The organism is Pelagibacterium limicola, from assembly GCF_015694405.1.
In the GTDB taxonomy this organism is placed as follows: Bacteria; Pseudomonadota; Alphaproteobacteria; order Rhizobiales; family Devosiaceae; genus Pelagibacterium; species Pelagibacterium limicola.
Map to the genome: position 1 here is coordinate 61,681 of NZ_JADQDB010000010.1, position 17,086 is coordinate 78,766.

The 17,086-nt window shown below is 61.5% G+C and carries 20 protein-coding genes; 8 read left to right on the plus strand and 12 right to left on the minus strand.

The window, feature by feature from the left end:
* Nucleotides 1-34 precede the first annotated feature (34 nt).
* Together I2G20_RS15605 and I2G20_RS15610 are read right to left on the minus strand one after the other, a co-directional pair.
* Complete coding sequence (locus I2G20_RS15605) at nucleotides 35-331, minus strand: S4 domain-containing protein (protein ID WP_196260666.1); 297 nt, start codon at nucleotides 329-331, stop codon at nucleotides 35-37.
* Complete coding sequence (locus I2G20_RS15610) at nucleotides 328-3,186, minus strand: helicase-related protein (protein WP_196260667.1); 2,859 nt, start codon at nucleotides 3,184-3,186, stop codon at nucleotides 328-330. Before I2G20_RS15610 ends, I2G20_RS15605 begins: the two co-directional genes overlap by 4 nt.
* A 520-nt stretch (nucleotides 3,187-3,706) precedes the next feature.
* On the opposite strand from I2G20_RS15610, the gene I2G20_RS15615 reads away from it, so the two are divergent.
* The 3 genes from I2G20_RS15615 to I2G20_RS15625 are packed head-to-tail and all read left to right on the plus strand — an operon-like array spanning nucleotide 3,707 to nucleotide 6,100.
* Nucleotides 3,707-4,297, plus strand: a complete 591-nt coding sequence (locus I2G20_RS15615) for an ArsR/SmtB family transcription factor (protein ID WP_196260668.1) — start codon at nucleotides 3,707-3,709, stop codon at nucleotides 4,295-4,297.
* Nucleotides 4,297-5,565 carry an MFS transporter gene (locus tag I2G20_RS15620; protein ID WP_196260669.1) on the plus strand — a complete coding sequence of 423 codons (1,269 nt, stop codon included), beginning with the start codon at nucleotides 4,297-4,299 and terminating at the stop codon, nucleotides 5,563-5,565. Before I2G20_RS15615 ends, I2G20_RS15620 begins: the two co-directional genes overlap by 1 nt.
* Nucleotides 5,552-6,100 carry an AAA family ATPase gene (locus I2G20_RS15625; protein ID WP_196260670.1) on the plus strand — a complete coding sequence of 183 codons (549 nt, stop codon included), beginning with the start codon at nucleotides 5,552-5,554 and terminating at the stop codon, nucleotides 6,098-6,100. Before I2G20_RS15620 ends, I2G20_RS15625 begins: the two co-directional genes overlap by 14 nt.
* Here the strand turns inward: I2G20_RS15625 and I2G20_RS15630 are convergent.
* On the minus strand, nucleotides 6,094-6,879 hold the full coding sequence (locus I2G20_RS15630) for a DUF3108 domain-containing protein (protein WP_196260671.1): 786 nt from the start codon (nucleotides 6,877-6,879) through the stop codon (nucleotides 6,094-6,096). The two genes, I2G20_RS15625 and I2G20_RS15630, sit on opposite strands and share 7 nt — an antisense overlap.
* Nucleotides 6,880-7,118: 239 nt before the next feature.
* Here I2G20_RS15630 and rpmB point away from each other — a divergent pair, with 239 nt between their 5' ends.
* Both rpmB and I2G20_RS15640 read left to right on the plus strand, forming a co-directional pair.
* On the plus strand, nucleotides 7,119-7,403 hold the full coding sequence (gene rpmB, locus I2G20_RS15635; protein ID WP_196260672.1) for a 50S ribosomal protein L28: 285 nt from the start codon (nucleotides 7,119-7,121) through the stop codon (nucleotides 7,401-7,403).
* Nucleotides 7,404-7,579: 176 nt separating this feature from the next.
* Nucleotides 7,580-8,221 carry a queuosine precursor transporter gene (locus tag I2G20_RS15640; RefSeq protein ID WP_196260673.1) on the plus strand — a complete coding sequence of 214 codons (642 nt, stop codon included), beginning with the start codon at nucleotides 7,580-7,582 and terminating at the stop codon, nucleotides 8,219-8,221.
* A 24-nt stretch (nucleotides 8,222-8,245) separates the two neighbouring features.
* On the opposite strand, the gene lysA is transcribed toward I2G20_RS15640, so the two are convergent.
* Together lysA and argH are read right to left on the minus strand one after the other, a co-directional pair.
* The gene (gene lysA / locus I2G20_RS15645; RefSeq protein WP_196260674.1) at nucleotides 8,246-9,514 is read right to left on the minus strand and encodes a diaminopimelate decarboxylase; all 1,269 of its coding nucleotides are present in this window, start codon (nucleotides 9,512-9,514) and stop codon (nucleotides 8,246-8,248) included.
* Between the two features lie 10 nt (nucleotides 9,515-9,524).
* On the minus strand, nucleotides 9,525-10,907 hold the full coding sequence (gene argH, locus I2G20_RS15650; RefSeq protein ID WP_196260675.1) for an argininosuccinate lyase: 1,383 nt from the start codon (nucleotides 10,905-10,907) through the stop codon (nucleotides 9,525-9,527).
* Between the two features lie 43 nt (nucleotides 10,908-10,950).
* Between argH and I2G20_RS15655 the strand changes: the two genes are divergently transcribed.
* A complete protein-coding gene (locus I2G20_RS15655; RefSeq protein WP_246473123.1) occupies nucleotides 10,951-11,589 on the plus strand; it encodes a TlpA family protein disulfide reductase in 639 nt (212 codons plus the stop codon).
* A 4-nt stretch (nucleotides 11,590-11,593) separates the two neighbouring features.
* Here the strand turns inward: I2G20_RS15655 and I2G20_RS15660 are convergent, their stop codons facing one another.
* From I2G20_RS15660 to I2G20_RS15685, 6 genes are all read right to left on the minus strand, one after another.
* Nucleotides 11,594-11,785 (minus strand): hypothetical protein, encoded by a 192-nt coding sequence (locus I2G20_RS15660; RefSeq protein ID WP_196260677.1) that lies wholly within the window; start codon nucleotides 11,783-11,785, stop codon nucleotides 11,594-11,596.
* Nucleotides 11,786-11,801: 16 nt separating this feature from the next.
* Nucleotides 11,802-11,984 (minus strand): hypothetical protein, encoded by a 183-nt coding sequence (locus tag I2G20_RS15665; protein WP_196260678.1) that lies wholly within the window; start codon nucleotides 11,982-11,984, stop codon nucleotides 11,802-11,804.
* A gap of 66 nt (nucleotides 11,985-12,050) precedes the next feature.
* On the minus strand, nucleotides 12,051-12,728 hold the full coding sequence (locus I2G20_RS15670; protein ID WP_196260679.1) for a rhomboid family intramembrane serine protease: 678 nt from the start codon (nucleotides 12,726-12,728) through the stop codon (nucleotides 12,051-12,053).
* An 11-nt stretch (nucleotides 12,729-12,739) separates the two neighbouring features.
* The gene (locus I2G20_RS15675; RefSeq protein ID WP_196260680.1) at nucleotides 12,740-13,333 is read right to left on the minus strand and encodes a cob(I)yrinic acid a,c-diamide adenosyltransferase; all 594 of its coding nucleotides are present in this window, start codon (nucleotides 13,331-13,333) and stop codon (nucleotides 12,740-12,742) included.
* A 15-nt stretch (nucleotides 13,334-13,348) separates the two neighbouring features.
* Nucleotides 13,349-13,546 (minus strand): twin transmembrane helix small protein, encoded by a 198-nt coding sequence (locus I2G20_RS15680; protein ID WP_196260681.1) that lies wholly within the window; start codon nucleotides 13,544-13,546, stop codon nucleotides 13,349-13,351.
* 33 nt (nucleotides 13,547-13,579) lie between these two features.
* Nucleotides 13,580-14,482: a LysR family transcriptional regulator gene (locus I2G20_RS15685; RefSeq protein ID WP_196260682.1), complete on the minus strand. Its 903-nt coding sequence runs from the start codon at nucleotides 14,480-14,482 to the stop codon at nucleotides 13,580-13,582.
* Between the two features lie 90 nt (nucleotides 14,483-14,572).
* On the opposite strand from I2G20_RS15685, the gene I2G20_RS15690 reads away from it, so the two are divergent.
* On the plus strand, nucleotides 14,573-15,523 hold the full coding sequence (locus I2G20_RS15690) for an NAD-dependent epimerase/dehydratase family protein (protein WP_196260683.1): 951 nt from the start codon (nucleotides 14,573-14,575) through the stop codon (nucleotides 15,521-15,523).
* Here I2G20_RS15690 and gluQRS read toward each other — a convergent pair.
* On the minus strand, nucleotides 15,520-16,377 hold the full coding sequence (gene gluQRS / locus I2G20_RS15695; RefSeq protein ID WP_196260684.1) for a tRNA glutamyl-Q(34) synthetase GluQRS: 858 nt from the start codon (nucleotides 16,375-16,377) through the stop codon (nucleotides 15,520-15,522). The genes I2G20_RS15690 and gluQRS overlap by 4 nt on opposite strands.
* Nucleotides 16,378-16,422: 45 nt before the next feature.
* Here gluQRS and I2G20_RS15700 point away from each other — a divergent pair, with 45 nt between their 5' ends.
* Nucleotides 16,423-17,082 (plus strand): DNA-3-methyladenine glycosylase family protein, encoded by a 660-nt coding sequence (locus tag I2G20_RS15700; RefSeq protein ID WP_196260685.1) that lies wholly within the window; start codon nucleotides 16,423-16,425, stop codon nucleotides 17,080-17,082.
* The last annotated feature ends 4 nt before the right edge of the window (nucleotides 17,083-17,086 follow it).

The following is a 17,086-nucleotide window of genomic DNA, read 5'->3' on the forward strand; positions in this document are numbered from 1 at the left end:
ACCGGTTTGTGCCAGATCTCCGGCCCGGACCGGATCAGCTTTCTGTCTTTGGAAGCACGGGCGAAATATCCTCATAGAGGGTCGCGGCGACAGCCGGCGAACCGCGCCTTTCGGCCAGGCCGGCGATTTTTAGAACGCGAAGCCGCCCATGGACCAGGATGGTCAAACCATCCCCTGCACCTACGCGCGTATCGGACCCCGAGACCCTCTGGCCGTTGACCCGCACTGCTCCGCTCTCGATCAGCTTTTGCGCCAACGTCCGGCTTTTTGTCACCCGCGCGTGCCAGAGCCACTTGTCGAGCCGCTGGCGAGTAGAAGCGGCGGCGGTCACTGGCGCGATTTGAGCGCAGCAAGCGCAGCAAACGGCGAATCGGGGTCGATGGGCTTTTCGCGCCGTTCCGGCCGTGGGCGGTGCTCGCTCCGGCCTTCCTCGCGTGGCCCCTTGCCCGGCTTACTCTTGGGCTTGAAGGACTTTGTCTGCCCTTCGGGTCGCTGGCTGCCATTGCCCTGCTTGGCCTGCTGGCGGGGGCGGTTGTTTCGCTCCGGCCGTTTGCTTCCCGGAAACCAGACCTCATCGAATTCGGGCTCCGCAGGCGCTACTGTTTCCGCTTCACCGTTCGGCGCAGCGGCTTGATCCAGCACACCCTCGCCAACGGGCTGAACTGGCTCGCTGACCGGTTCGTCTGGCGCGGCACCGTTCGATTGCGACGCGGGTTCGGCAACCGTTTCCGCTGCTGGCGGCTCGGCCTTGGGGGTACGGCGCACCCGATAGCCGAGCGATCTCAGGATGGAGGCAAAATCTTCGCCCGCGCAGCCCAGCAGCGAGGTCATCTCGACCGTCACCCTGAATCCGTTGCCCTCCGCGGCGCCTTCGGGCGGCGGCGTATCGACCGGCCGGTTCGCATCGTAGGCAATGAGTGGGCGGATGATATCGGCCAGCCGCTCGAGGATATCGACGCGCACGATGCGCCCGCCGGCAACCTTGAACCCGCCAACCTCATAGAGCCGGGGATTGAATGCAGGGTCGATCGGGAACGAGGTTCGGCCCGAGAGGATGATGTGAGGCAATTCGGCAATGCCGGGCTGGCGCACGCCGCCATTCTTGAGGCCCCACAGGATCAGGGCCAATTCGCGCGGCGCGGGCTTGAGACTCAAGGGAAGATAGATGTGATAGGCGCCGAACTTGACCCCGAGCTTGCGCAGCTTGGCGCGCGTATCCTGGTCAAGGCCCTTCACTTCGTCGGCAACCTCGGCCCGCGGAATAATTCCGAGATTCTCGGCGAGCCGGAAGGCCAGGCCTCGCGCCGTGCCCTCGAGTTCAGCGGGCTCCCTGAGGGCGACGATCTGCTCGAGCTGGGTGTTGACATGGTGCCTGAGCCAGAGCGAAAGCCTCTCCTCGACCTTGTCCAGGGTCGGCCCGGAAAGGCTGTCGTCGGCAAGGATTATGACGCGCGGAGAAAACACCTCATTCCCCTCGGCGATCTCGGCCACCACCTCGCCGCGCCAGCGGATGACGCCGTCGGTCGCAAGCACGAACTCCTCGTTCGGCGCGCCCGCCAGCCTCTCGGCCCTCTTGGTAATCTCAGGCGCAATCACCGAGCCGGCGGCCGAGCGCAGGTTTTTCGAATCGGTCTCGCCCTCGATACGCGAGAGCGTGAACCTGAACCCCTCGATCGAGCCGATGGTGTGGCCCTCGATTGTCACTTCGCCATTTTCGGTAATTTGCGGTGATACCATATGCTTGTCTCTCAGATGGCGCATCAGAATCGATGTCCTGCGATCCACGAAACGCTGTATCAGCTTTTCATGCAATGCGTCGGACAACGCATCTTCTATTTTTCTGGTTTTGTCGCGCCAGTGATCAGGATCTTCCAGCCAGTGCCTGCGATTTGATATGAACGTCCAGGTCCGAATCTGGCGGATACGGTTGGACAAGGTGTCGATGTCACCTTCCGTATTCTCGCAGAAGCGAACCTGCTCGGCAATCCAGTCTGCGCCGATCTTTCCACCCAATGCCAGGTCTGAAAAGACCCTGGTTACGATTTCGCCGTGCGCCGCGGGAGAAATATCGCGGTAATCGGGGATCTGGCAGCACTCCCAGGCCATCTCCACCCGTTCGCCGCCCCGCACCAGATGCCCTGCCTCACCCCGCATCAGAAATTCGAGCGCCCGCTGGTCCGTGGCGATGGGAACCCGGGTTAGGGCCGGATGGTCGGGCACGACCTCGAGGCTGGCATGGAGCGCGGAAAGCGAAGCGAAATCGAGCACGCGATTGCGCCACTGCAGCACCTTGATCGCCTCGAAATCGTGCGCTTCCAGCCATTCGATGGTTTCCTCATCGAACGGATCGCACCCGCCTGTCACCCCGAAAGTCCCGTCCCGCATATGCCGACCGGCCCGGCCCGCGATCTGCCCGATCTCGGCGGGGGTCAGAGGGCGAAACTGACGGCCGTCATATTTGGAATCCGAAGCGAACGCGACGTGCCCGACATCGAGATTGAGCCCCATGCCGATGGCGTCGGTGGCTACGAGAAAATCCACCTCCCCGGCTTGGAATAGCTCGACCTGCGCATTGCGCGTGCGCGGCGAGAGCGCGCCCATCACCACCGCCGCGCCCCCACGCTCACGGCGCAAAAGCTCGGCAATGGCATAGACCTCGGTGGCCGAAAACGCGACCACGGCCGAACGGCGCGGCAGGCGCGAGATGCGTTTGGAACCCGCCCAGGTGAGTTTTGAAAAGCGCGGACGGAACTGGATATCAGCGTGCGGCAGGAGCTTGCGGATGACCGGCTCCATCGTCTGCGCCCCCAAAAGGAGCGTTTCCATGGTGCCGCGCGCGTGAAGAATGCGATCGGTAAAGACGTGTCCCCGGTCGAAATCGGTCGCCGTCTGGATTTCATCGATGGCGACGAAATCGGTAACAAGATCGGATGGCATCGCCTCGACCGTCGCGACCCAGTAGCGCGCCGCTCGCGGGACGATCCGCTCCTCTCCGGTCAGGAGCGCAACGCTGCCCTCGCCCACCCGCTCGACGACGCGCCCGTAAACCTCACGTGCCAGCAGCCGCAGCGGCAGCCCGATCACCCCCGAGCGATGCGCAAGCATCCGCTCGATGGCGTAGTGGGTCTTGCCGGTATTGGTGGGCCCAAGCACCGCTTTGACCGATTGGGAGGGCAATATGAACATCGGTGAAAGGGCTGGTTTACAGGTGAATCGGACGGGTGACGTCGCACACCAAAGTGGTGTGCCGAAACGGGAAACGCAATGGCCCAAATACCGCCCGCTTTAACCTTTCGAACGAAATAAGAACAAACTCAGTCCGAATCGGGCCGGAATCACGAGTCTGGCTTTGTTCACTACTGGATGTGGGGGGTGAGGAAAGGGCAACGATACAAGACGGGAGAACGAGCGGATTAGATGCCAGAAAAGAACGGCTTTTTTCGCATGCGGCCGTTTATCTTGGTTACCGCCAGGTTAATGATGGCTGAATCCGGCCGAAGGTTAACCGCTGATTGACACGATTATTTTCTGCGCCTGCCCCCCGTAAACGACCAACCGCCCGCTTTCTGAAGCACCGGGTGCCGCCGTGTTGGCAAAAAAGGTTTTGACCGTGCCGGATTGGGACATGCCATTTTGCAAATAAATATTTGCAAAATTTTCTTTGTAAACGTAATTTGAAGTTACGTCCCCACTGGCAGGCCCACCCATGCGCGAAATCAAAAGTGTTATTCCGAACCTGCAGGCGCTCAAGGCACTGGCCCATCCTGAGCGGCTCAAGATGCTGGGCATACTCCGCCTCGAAGGCCCCCAGACCGCCACTACGCTGGCGCAAAGGCTGGGCCTCAATTCCGGTGCAACGAGCTATCATCTGCGCCAGCTCGCCGCCCATGCGCTCATCGAAGCCGACGAAACGCGCGGCAACAAGCGAGACCGTTGGTGGCGCGCGCGGCACGATTCGACAGTGATCGAACCCGCCGATATGGAAGGTAAGGCACAGGATGCCGGTATGGCGATGTTGCAGGCCGTCATCGCCCAGCACGCCGCGGCTGCGCAAGGTGCTCATGACCGGTTTCACTCCCTGCCGGCCGAATGGCAGCACGCCCAGACCTTTTCGGATTTCACGATTCCCCTTTCGGCAGAGAGGGCGCAAGCGCTGATGGACGAGATCGAGGCGATTCTCTGGAAGGCCAAAGAGAACGCCCCGGCACCGGGCAGTCCCCTGCCCAAAGGCTGGCGTCCCTTCACTGTTCACCTGCACGGCTTTCCCTACGTCCCCGTCGACAAGGACAATCCTTGATGAGCGGCAAGCGCGATTTTCTGGCGCTTGCGCTGGCGCAGACCTTTTCGATCTCGGGCACACGGCTGGCCTTTGTTGCCATTCCCTGGCTTGTGCTGATGTTGACCGGCGACGCGGTGATGACCGGACTCGTGGTCTTTGCGGAAATGGCGCCCTATGTTCTCGCCAAAGCGCTGGGAGGCCCGCTGATCGACCGTATCGGGGGACGCAGGGTTTCGATTGCGGCCGATCTTGGCGCTGTCGCCGCTGTCGGTCTGATTCCGCTTCTGGCGCACTTCGGCCTGCTAGGCGTACCCGTCCTCATCCCCGTCGTCGCCCTGCTCGGCGCGCTGCGCGGACCTGCGGACGCCGCGAAATACGCGCTCGTCCCGCTGGTCGCCAGCCGCGCCGAGGTGCCGCTCGAACGCGTGACCGGCATAGCCGGAACCATCGAACGCCTTGCCTCGACACTTGGTGCGGCTATGGCCGGCTTGCTGGTCGCACTGGTCGGCCCGGCGCCGGCGTTGATTTTTAACGCACTGACCTTTGCCGCCTCGGCCGCCATCGTGGCGACCGGCATTGCTCCGACCCGCTCCGAACCCGCAACGGCAATCCGCTCAAGCTATGGCCACGAGCTAAGCGAGGGATTCGATTATCTGCGGCGCGACGCAGTGCTGGTTGGCATCGCAGGCATGATTGCGATGACCAATCTTCTCGATCAGGCCTGGGCCGCGGTTCTCGTACCGGTCTGGACTCAGGCGAATGGACATGGTGCGGAAATCCTTGGGCTGCTGTTTGCCACCATGTCGGGCTTTTCGGTCCTTGGCGCCATGCTGGCAACGCTATTGGGCGAGAAACTGCCCCGGCTGACTGTCTATGCCTGTGCGTTTTTCATCGTCGGCTTCCCGCGCTTTGCCATTTTCGCCTTCGAATTACCTCTGGCGGCGATGCTGGCAACACTGGCTGTCGCCGGATTTGCATCGGGTTTTCTCAATCCGATCATATCGGCCATCATCTTCGAACGCATTCCCGAGCCGCTCGTTGGACGGGTCTCCTCGCTGGTGACGGCGTCGGCTTGGGCACTGATGCCGTTCGGCGGCATCGTGGGCGGCGTTCTCATCGCAGGCCTTGGATTGCAGTCGGCAATGCTCATCGGCGGCGCGGCCTACTTCACCGTTGCCTTGTTACCGTTGGGCCGCAAAAGTTTTCGCGAATTCGCTCGGCGGGACGCCCCGGTCCTCGCCCGCGAAAATATTGGCAAGGATAATATCGGAAATGGAATCGGGTGAACGTTTCGTGGTGATTTCCGGCTGTTCGGGCGGAGGGAAGTCGAGTCTGCTTGCCGAATTGGCCGCGCGCGGCTGGCCGGTCGTCGAGGAACCCGGCCGCCGGATCGTGCGGGAGGAACTGCAGGGCTCCGGTGCCGCGCTTCCCTGGGTTAATGCCGAAGCCTTCGCGCACCGCGCCGTTGAAATGGCGCTCGCCGACCGGGCGGGTGTGACGGACGAAGCGGCACAATGGGTGTTTTTCGACCGGAGCCTGATCGATGCCGCAGCCGCGCTCGAGCACGTGACCGGAGGGCCGGTTCTTTCGGACATCGGTCGGACACACCGCTATCACCGCACCGTGTTCTTGACGCCACCCTGGCCCGAACTGTTCGCAACCGACAGGGAACGGCGACACGGTTTTGAGAGCGCGGTCGAGGAATACGAGCGAATAGCGCGCGCCTATCCCTCACTGGGATATGAAACGATCCTCATTCCAAAGGATAGCGTTCCGGCACGAGCCGATTTCATTCTCGATACACTTGCCCGCAATCACTGAACGCTGGTCAGAACCAGCGAAAGATCCCCGAAACTCGTCCCGATCAAAACACGGTAGGGGATGAAGAACCCACTCTCACCAAGCGGCGCGAACCAGGCCATCATGCGCTGGTTGTTTCTAAGATATGCGGTGATTTCCGAGGATTCGAAATGCCCCGCTATCGGCACATAGCGCATCGCGCAGGCAATGACCGGGCCCTGGTAGCCAGTGCGGCTGGAGGTGGCCGTATCTAACTGGGCAAAGGACAGCTGGAGGTCAAACCGCTCGATGCCGGTGAAAACCGGCATGGTCCGGTTGCATAGCGTCTCATCGAGCCCCTGCCCGCGCAGGATGAAGCTGGCGACCGGATCGTTGACTCCGCGCCGGTGCGCCGCGGTCACCTGAACGCGATCGGGGTTAGCCGGCAACGGCGGGCTAACCGCAAAATGGTCGGCTGTTCCGTTGCTATAGCGCGCTTCGACTGAGAAACGCTCCGCGCTGGTGCGCGTTTCAAGATAGAACCGGTCCGAGGCAAGGCCGCTTGCCGTCACCCTGCCGCCTGAATTGACCGCGCCCGACCCTTGCGCGACGATCTGGGCAAGGCCGGCCACATCGGCGGTCAAGTCGAGCTGGTAGATGCCGTTCTCCAAATTGAGCCGCACGTTGATGTAGGCGATATTGATGCCGTTGAGCGTGACGACATATTGCGCCAGCGCACCTGGTTGCTGCGCCTGGGCCGCAACGGAGCCGAAAACAAGCAGGAAAAGGACGGCCAGCGACCGGACGAGCGATTTCAGCACGCGTAAAGCTCACATATGTATATGGCCGCTCCCGGGCAGCGGGAAACGGCGGGCCGCAACGAATCAGAGCGTCGTTTACCGTGCCCTCCCGATTCCCGTCTGTCCAGCACGCGCAGGATCACAATACTTGACGGAACCGGCGCCTTTGTCTATTTAGCCGCCAACCTTCTAGACGAACCCGGACTGGATGACTGGGGGCTTGCCCCGGCGTCGGTCTTTGATTGACAGGATTTGCAACCATGGCTCGGCGCTGTGAACTGACCGGCAAGGGCGTTATGACCGGGAACAATGTGAGCCACGCGCTCAACCGTACCCGTCGCCGCTTTCTGCCCAACCTTTGCGATGTGACGCTGATTTCCGAAACGCTCGACCGTCAGGTCAAGCTGCGGATTTCCGCTTCTGCCCTGCGGACCGTCGAGCACCGCGGTGGCCTCGACGCCTTTCTTTTGAAGGCCAAGGACGAGGAACTTTCGACCCGCGCCCTCGGTCTCAAGAAAGAAATCCGGCAGGCGCTCGCCAGCTAGTCTTTTCTATTCCGATGTCAGATTCAGGCACCGCGTCCGGCTTCCCCGGATGCGGTGCTTGGCTTTTGGCCCCGGCCGATATAAAGGGACCTTACCCCGCGCCGGCCACCTGCCGGACATGCGGACACTTGAAAATTCCGGCGGTCATTTGCCGCTTCTGGGAAAGGATATGCGCAATGGGCGCACGTTTTGCTCTGGCCGTCATGGCCATGGCGGTTGTGGTTACCGCCTCGAACTTCCTCGTTCAGTTCCCCCTGCAAGCACAGATTGGCGCGCTCGATCTGGCCGAAATCCTCACCTGGGGTGCTTTCACCTACCCGGTGGCCTTTCTCGTCAATGATCTGACCAACCGCCATTTCGGTCCCGCAGCCACCCGCAGGGTGGTGCTGGTCGGCTTTGCCCTCGCAGTTGCGATGAGCATCTTCCTCGCCTCCCCGCGCATTGCAATTGCATCAGGCACCGCCTTCCTTGTCGCGCAAACGCTCGATACGGCGATTTTCCACCGCCTGCGCGCCGCAAGCTGGTGGAAGGCCCCGCTCGTCTCCTCGACCATCGGATCGGTGATCGACACGCTGCTGTTTTTCGGCATTGCCTTTGCTGCGAGCTTTGCCTTCCTCGATACCGGCCTTGGCTATGAGGACTCCTCGCTCGCCTTCCCCGTACCGTTCCTGTCGGTGTTCGGCTTTGAAACCCCGCTCTGGGTATCGCTGGCGGCGGGCGATCTTCTAGTCAAGATCCTGGTGGCCTTGGCGTTGCTCGCCCCCTACAGGGTCCTCCGCTCAATCATCCCGGACCGCGCGATGGCAAATCCGGCTTGATCAAACATTTGGACCGGACCGGCGCTAAAGCCAGTCCGGAACACTATCGAGGCCAATGAGATCGTCGAGCCTCTGCCGCGGACGGATGGCGTGCCAGCGGTCACCATCGACGAGCACCTCTGCAATCAGCGGGCGCGTGTTGTACGTGCTCGCCATTACAGCGCCATAGGCCCCCGCCGTCATCACCGCGAGAAGATCACCCTCGGCGACATTGGCGATTTCGCGGTTGAGCGCGAGATAATCCCCCGTCTCGCAGACCGGCCCCACGATGTCGGCCCGGATGAACTTGGCGCTCGGCTCCGTCTCTGCAACCGGCATGACATCGTGGTGGGCTTCATAGAGCGTCGGCCGGATGAGATCGTTCATTCCGGCATCGACGATGGCAAAGCTCTTGGACGCGGTTTGCTTCACATATTCGACTCGGGTCACGAGAATCCCGGCATTGCCTGCAATCAGTCGCCCGGGCTCGATAATAAGCTTGCAATCAAGCTCGGACACCCGCTTCTTGACGATCCCGGCATAGGCGGCCGGGTCCGGTGGCGGCGTGTTGTCCTGTTGATAGGGGATTCCCAGCCCGCCCCCGACATCGACGTGCTCGATATCGTGGCCGGCGTCGCGCAGGCGTCCGACAAGTTCGGCCAGAAGCGCAAACGCATTGTCGAACGGTTCGAGATCGACGATCTGGCTTCCGATGTGCATGTCGACGCCGACAACCTTCAGATGCCGGCTTTGCGCGATGCGTGCATAGACCGCCTCTGCGCGTTCGAACGGAATGCCGAATTTGTTTTCCGACTTGCCCGTCGATATCTTGGCATGGGTTCTGGCATCGACATCGGGGTTCACCCGCACCGAAACCGGCGCGACGCGCCCCATTTCGCCCGCCACCTTGTCGAGCCGTTCAAGTTCGGGCTCACTCTCAACGTTAAAGCACAGGATTCCCGCTTCCAGCCCGCGCGTCATTTCCTCACGCGTCTTGGCGACGCCGGAAAAGATGATCTTTTCCGGAGCAATCCCAGCCCGCAACGCGCGTTCGAGTTCACCGAGCGAAACGACATCCGCCCCGCCACCCTCGCTGGCGATCAGTTTGAGGATGGCCTGATTGGAGTTGGCCTTCATGGCATAGGCAAGTAGCGTATCAATTCCCCCGAAGGCTTCCCGCATGACCCGCACATGCCGCCGGAACGTCGCGGACGAATAGCAATAGAACGGCGTGCCGACCTCTTCGGCCAGCGCCGAAAGATCGACATCCTCCGCGTGGAGACTGCCATTGCGATAATGGAAATGATGGACCAAATCCCGCTCCTTACGCGCCCAGCCGCTCGCGCCAGAGTGCGACCTGCTTCAAGACGTTTTCCGGGGCCGTTCCTCCAAAACTCGTGCGGGATTTGACCGAATTTTCGACCCCCAGCACCTTGTGGACCGCGCTCGTGATCCGCTCGTCGATTGCCTTGAAATCCTCAATAGTCAACCCTTCGAGCCCGCACCCCTTGGCTTCGGCCGCTGCCACGGCACGACCGGTGATGTGATGCGCATCGCGGAACGGCACGTTGGCCGCGCGCACCAGCCAATCGGCAAGATCAGTTGCAGTCGCAAACCCCGCGCCCGCCGCTGCCGCCATCCTCTCGCGATTGACCGTCAGGTCGCCGACCATACCGGTCATGGCCGCAAGCGCCAGCGAAAGCGTATCGAGCGCGTCGAATGCCACTTCCTTGTCCTCCTGCATATCCTTTGAATAGGCGAGCGGCAGGCCCTTCATCACCATCAGGAGCGAGGTGAAAGCGCCGAAAATCCGCCCCACCTTGGCACGGATGAGTTCGGCAGCGTCAGGATTGCGCTTTTGCGGCATGATCGAGGAGCCGGTCGAGAACTTGTCGGAAAGCCGGATGAACCCGAACTGCGCCGAGGACCAGATGACAAGCTCTTCGGAAAACCGCGAGAGATGCATTGCACAGATCGAGGCGGCGCCGAGCGTTTCGAGCACGAAATCGCGGTCGGACACCGCATCGAGCGAATTGGCGGTCGGTCGTTCGAAACCGAGCTCGGCAGAAGTCATCTCCCGATCGATGGGAAAGGAGGTTCCGGCCAGCGCCGCCGAACCCAGCGGGTTTTCGTTGAGCCGCACGCGCGCGTCGGCAAACCGCCCCTTGTCGCGCGAAAGCATTTCGACATAGGCAAGAAGGTGATGGCCCAGCGTCACCGGCTGGGCGCTCTGGAGGTGCGTGAAGCCGGGCATGACGCTCCCCGCCTCTGCCTCGGCCCGATCCACCAGAACCCGCTGCAGCGTCTCGATCTGGGAGACCAGCATGTCAATGCAGTCACGGACATAGAGCCTGAAGTCGGTCGCCACCTGATCGTTGCGGGAGCGCGCGGTATGCAATCGCCCGGCAGGCTCGCCGATCAACTCCTTCAAGCGGCTCTCGACATTCATGTGAATGTCCTCGAGCGCTCGCGAAAAGGTGAACTTGCCCTGCGCGATCTCGTCGCGGACGGCCTCTAGACCCTTGATAACGGCGTCTTTATCCTCATTGGTGAGAATACCGGCGGCGGCAAGCATCCGTGCATGGGCGATCGAGCCCGCAATGTCCTGCTTGTAGAGCCGCTGGTCGAACCCTATCGAGGCGTTGATTTCTTCCATGATGGCGTCGGGACCGGACGCAAACCGTCCACCCCACATGCGATTGCTCATCGGCGCCTCTACAACTTAATATGAATCGGTAAAGATGACCCAGATGCAGACAAAATCCCGCCGCCCGTTGTTCATCGGCGCAGGGCTTTTCGCTGCGGCGACAGGTATAGCGGTGGCGATCTGGGTTAGCAATGCCGGGCCGGGCACGGCGGGCGAATGCCCGGCGCGAACCGAAGCGAGTACCGCTGTGGATGCCGCTGCGGGCGGCGAGCTCGCCGCACTCCTGCCCTCGACCAGCTGGCGCAACTTCGCCGATCTCACCTTTATCGATGCGACCGGCGCCGAGCGCACGCTGGCCGATTTTGCCGGCAAGAAATTGCTGGTCAATTTCTGGGCCACCTGGTGCGCCCCCTGCCGCGAGGAAATGCCCGATCTCGACGCCTTGCAGCTGCGCTATGGGGGGAAGCAATTCGAGGTCGTCGCCATAAGCCTTGACATGGGCAGCGATGGCCCGGTCGCGGCGCAAGCGTTCCTCGACGAGATTGGCGCGGTAAATCTCGCGCTTTATGCCGACCCCTCCTACAAGGTCTTCGAACGCCTTCGCAACGAGGCGGTCACCGTGGGGCTCCCGGCCACGCTTCTGCTCGATGAGGAAGGCTGTGAGATTTCGGTGCTGCAAGGTCCCGCCCACTGGGATACCGAGGACGGCTATCGCGTCATCGAGGCGCTGCTCGCGGTATAGAACCCTATACTATCCTGTCGACGAGCTTTTCGGCGGCCTCGATATCGTTTCGTGGCGCCTCGGGTATATCGGCGACGAGATCGAGTTCCATCTGCGCGCGCATCCTGGCCACCAGCGCCAGCATGGTCTGCGGCGATTGCGCTTCTTTTAACGCAAGCTGGTGAACCATGACAGAGGATGAATGCTTGATGAGCATGGCGACATGTCCCGCCTCAGGCGCTCTTGTTGACAACAGCGCCCGTGCCGTCCGGACGTGGCGCGTTCTCGACAGCCTCGGTCAGCATGTTGATGAGGCTCATCTCCATCTCATGCTGTTTCTTGACCATGGCGATCTGGGCCTTGTGCAGAAATAGAGCCTGCTTGGTGGCCACCGCCGCCGTCGCCATATCGCTCATTGACCCACTCCAACACAAGAACTCAAAGTTGAAGAAAGAGCCTAGGCTCCCTGTCCTAACAATTCCTTATCCTGATCGGGCAACTTTGCGCCATCTGAACACAAAGACCAGCCCCGCGCCGGCTGCTACCCCGCCGATATGCGCCCACCATGCCACTCCGTCCTCTTGCCCGAGCGCCGCATAAAAGAGCTGCACCACGATCCATAGGCTCAGAACGAGCCAGGCTGGCAGGGCGATGGGGAACATTACGATGAGCTTGTTGAGCACGAAAACGCGGACATTTGGGTAGAGCACGAGATATGCGCCCATCACCCCCGCCACCGCACCTGACGCACCGATCAGCGGCCCATAGCTGTCCGGATTGAAATAAAGATGGGCAAGCCCCGCGAGCACCCCGCAAAGCAGATAGAAAACGAGGTAGCGCAGATGCCCCAGCGCATCCTCCACATTGTCCCCGAACACCCAGAGAAACAGCATGTTCGAGAGCAGGTGGAAGAAATCGGCATGCAGGAACATGTAGGAGAGGAGGGTGATCTGATCGGGCAGCCACGGCGCCGGACCCTCGACGAGGTTCCGAACGACCACCGGGATCATGCCGTATTCCACATGGGCGCGCTCGAGGCCGGCCTGCCCGCCCAGCGACTGGATGAGGAAAACAAGGACGGTGAGAGCGAGAATGCCGTAATTGACGTATGGAAACTCGATATGTGCGATCTTGTTGCTGTCATAGAGCGGCAGAAACATCTCTTGTCCCTCTAGCCGGATTTTGCCTCACCCGTGTGGCGCCCCGGCTCCCAGAGTACGTCCTTGGTCCCGTTGGCATTGGCAACCCTTGCCAGAACGAACAAGAGGTCCGAAAGCCGGTTGAGATAGCGCAGGGCTTCAGCGTTGATATCCGGCTCGCCGCGCCGAAGGGCCACGACGATCCGTTCGGCGCGCCGTGCAACGGTTCGCGCGAGATGCAACGCTGCCGAGAGCGGCGTGCCGCCAGGAAGCACGAAACTTTTCAGCGGTTCGAGGGCCTCGTTGAACATATCGATCTGGTCTTCCAGCCACACGACCTGCTTTGCCGTCACGCGCAATGCCTTGTATTGCCGCCCTTCGTCCGGGCCAGGCGTGGCGAGGTCGGAGCCAAGATCGAAAAGATCGTTCTGAATGCGCGAAAGCGTATGGTCGACCCGCGCCATATCCCTTGAATGCAGCCGCGCCAGCCCGATTGCGGCATTGGTTTCGTCCACCGTGCCATAGGCCTCGACCCGCAGGTCGTCCTTTTGCCGCCGCGGCCCGTCCACGAGACCGGTCGTCCCGTCGTCACCGGTTTTTGTATAGATCTTGTTGAGCTTGACCATTGCCTGCGGTCCCGCCTATCGCTGCTGACCAAAGAAATAGAGCGCTGCCATCAATAACAGTACCGCTACAGCCTGCAGGATAACCCGCGCGCGCATGAGCTTCTGGCTGGTATTGCCCGAGCCGCCCTTAAACATGTTGTAAAGCCCCATGGCCAGAACGACGGCGACGGCGCCTACGGCAAGGATGAGCGCGATGTTGACGAGGGCTTCCATTTCATTTCCTCCGGACGGGGTGAGTCTGCACTATCATCTCATCGACTTCCCGCCCAGCCACTCGCCCAGCATTTCTCCCAGCCGGTCGTAAATCGCTCTGATGCGCCGCGAGGCGTAGAGCTCCCGGTGACTGGTCAGCCAGACCTCGAGCGGAGGAATCGGCAGATCGAGCGCAATCACCTCCATGCCTTCGGTTTCACGCACAATGTTTTCCTGCGCAAATCCGATCCCGCCCCCTGCCTTGAGGAGTTCCCAGAGCGCGCTTTGATTGTCGCAGCGCAGGGTGAAATGCTTGCGCTCGAGGGGGAAACCCAACTGCCGCGCCGTGGCAATGAGAATTTCGGAGCGGTCGAAACCGATGAGATCGTGCGCCGTCAGGTCCGCCGGCGTCCGGGGGCGACCGCGCTTTGCGATATAATCACGATGGGCGCAGGCGACGATCGCGCTTTCCCCGATTTTTCTGGCGATGAGATCGAGTTGGGTCGGCCGGAACATCCGAACCGCAATGTCGGCCTCGCGCATCAGCAGGTTTTCTGCCGAATCGGTCGGCACCAGTTCGAGCGCGATCATGGGAAATTCTAGCCTGAGCCGCGCCAGCATTTTGGGCAGCGTGTAATGCGAGGTCACGACGCTCGCCGTGATCCGCACGCTCCCCTCCAAGGCGCCGCCGGCTCCGGCGGCGAAAAGCTCGGCCTCGGCCAGCGCCTCGGCAGCTTTCTTCACCTGCTCATAGGCGCGCAAGCCCAACTCTGTTGGCCTGAACCCGGAAACCGCCCGCTCGAAAAGCTTCGCCCCGAGTTCCCTTTCCAACGCCTCAATATGCCGCCCGACGGTGGGTTGCGACAGGCCCAACGCCCGAGCGGCGGCGGACAGCGAACCATTCGCCGCAACGGCACCAAAGCTGCGCCACAACGTCCAATCGGCCATACTATTCATTTATGAATAAAAGCTCTGCGATCTATAGGAATTCCAATTCGAGAATGAATGATCGATGTTGAGGCGTCAACCCGTAAGGAGCAAACAATCATGGCAATGGCTACAATCACAATTCTCGGCATCAACGGCCATGCAAGCCGCGCCGTTGCAACGGCCTTTTTCAAGCGGGGCTGGCGCGTGATCGGCTTCGGCCGGTCAAACAAACACCCGATGGAAGGCGTTGAGTTTTTCAGCGGCGACGCCGGCAATGTCGAAGACATGGCGGCCGCCATCCGAGACGCCGATCTCGTTTTCAACGGTTTGAACCTGCCCTATCACCAATGGGGCAACGGCGCCGCCGAAGGGCTCATCGCGCGGGTAATCGAAGCGTGCGGCAAAACCGGCAAGACCCTGCTTTTTCCCGGCAATATTTACAATTACGCCCCCACCGACCGCGTCATAACCCCGGACCTTTGCCAAACGCCGCAAACCGAACGCGGGCGTATCCGCGTGGCTATGGAAGCCCGGCTGGCAGAAGCCGCTGCACGCGGCGATATCAGGGTCATCATCCTGCGCGCGGGCAATTTTTACGGCTCCGATATGAATGGAGGCTTTTTCGACGAGCTGATCCTGCGTGAATTGGACAAGGGCAAGGTCTGCCTCAACCCGGCGCGCAATGTCAAAAACGCCTGGGCTTATCTCCCCGACCTCGGCGAAGCTTTCGCCATCCTTGCCGAACGCCGCGCCGAATTTGGCCCTTTCGAGAATTTCCACTTCAAGGGCCATCTCAAGACCGCCGACGAGACCTTCGCTGCCGTTCAGGCGGTCGTGCCCAACAAGCTCATCCAGACTGGCTATCCCTGGCTCATGCTCAAGGCAATGGGTGTGTTCATGCCGATCATCCGCGGCCTCGTCGAGATGCGCTACATCTGGGATTATGAACTGGGTCTCAAAGACCCTCGCCTCGACGCCATCCTGGGCGAAAACTTCGGCACACCCTATGAGGAGGCAATAGCAAATGTCGTCCGGCAGGCCAGTGCGACCGAAAGGAAGGCGGCCTAAAATCCCAGCGCCGTCCGCACCCGCGCCGGCGTCCAGCCGTCAGCCCGCAAATCGCGCAGACTTGCGGATCCCTTCGATTTCGAAAGCTTTTCGCGGGCTTCGTCGCGCACCAGGTCGTGGTGGCAGTAAAGAGGTGAGGGCAGGTCCAAAAGCGCCTGCAGCAACACGTGAATATCGGTCGCCGCGTAAAGGTCCATCCCGCGCGTGACATGGGTAACCCCTTGCAGCGCGTCGTCCACCACCACCGAGAGGTGATAGCTCGTCGGCGTATCCTTGCGCACGATCACCACATCGCCCCAGCGTCCGGGTTCCGCCTTTCGCGTCGTAACTGGCGCGGCAGGATCAGGATGTGTCTCGCGGATCTCGAGCCGGCTCGATTGCGCCATTGCCGCTTCCATGTCGAGCCGCCACTGCACGGGGGCGCCCGAAGCCAATCGGACGGCCCGTTCGGCGCCCGTCAGCGCCCGGCACGTCCCGGGATAAACCGGCGCGCCCTCCGGGTCGCTCGCATCTCCGGCCGCCGCCCGGATTTCCGTTCGCGAACAAAAACAAGGATAAAGCAGTCCCATCTGGCGCAGGTACCCGGCCGCGCGCTCGTAATCGCCAAAGTGCTCGGACTGCCGCCGCACCGGCTCGGGCCACGATAGACCGAGCCAATCGAGGTCGTCATAAAGGGCGGCGACAAATTCGGGTCGGCAACGCGCGATGTCGATGTCTTCTATGCGCAAGAGCATCACGCCCCCCAGCACTCGCGCCCAATGGGCGGTAAAGAGGGCGGAATAGGCGTGACCCAAGTGTAGAAATCCGTTCGGGCTTGGCGCAAAGCGGAAAATCGGTTGAGATGGCCCGGACATGCCCCGCCCAATGCAAGATCGAAAACGCGAAGGTCTCTAGCTAGCATGACACTCTCCACCGCTCCAGCGCGGCTCGACACGCCTGAGGCGCTGGCGCTGCATCTTGAGGGCCTCGCCGCCCGCGACGAGCGTCTTGCCGTCGCCATCGCGCGCGCCGGCGAGGTGAGCTTGCGCAACTCGCCACGCGGATTCGAAGGCATGGCCCGCATCATCTGCGGCCAGCAGCTTTCCGTTGCCAGCGCCCGCGCCATCTGGGGCCGCGTCGAGGCCCTGGGCGCGACATCGCCGCGATCCTATCTTGGGTTCGATGAACCAACGCTCCGCGCCACCGGCCTTTCGCGCGGCAAATACGAAACGATCCGCGGCGTGGCATTGGCCTGTACCGAAGGCGGCCTCGATTTCGAAGTGATCGACCGGATGGAGCCGCTCGAAGCCATTGAAACCCTAATACGCCTCAAGGGTATCGGCCCCTGGACTGCTGAAATCTACCTCCTCTTTTGTGCTGGCCATCCCGATATCTTTCCTGCCGGCGACCTCGCGCTGCAAAAGGCGGTCGAGCACGCGTTTGCACTTCCCGCCCGACCCGCAATCAAGGAACTGATCGCTCTGGCCGCACCCTGGACTCCCCATCGCGGGGCCGCTGCCCTCATGTTCTGGCGCTATTTTTCCGCAATGAAGAATTCGGACGCCTGGGACGCACTTTAAACCT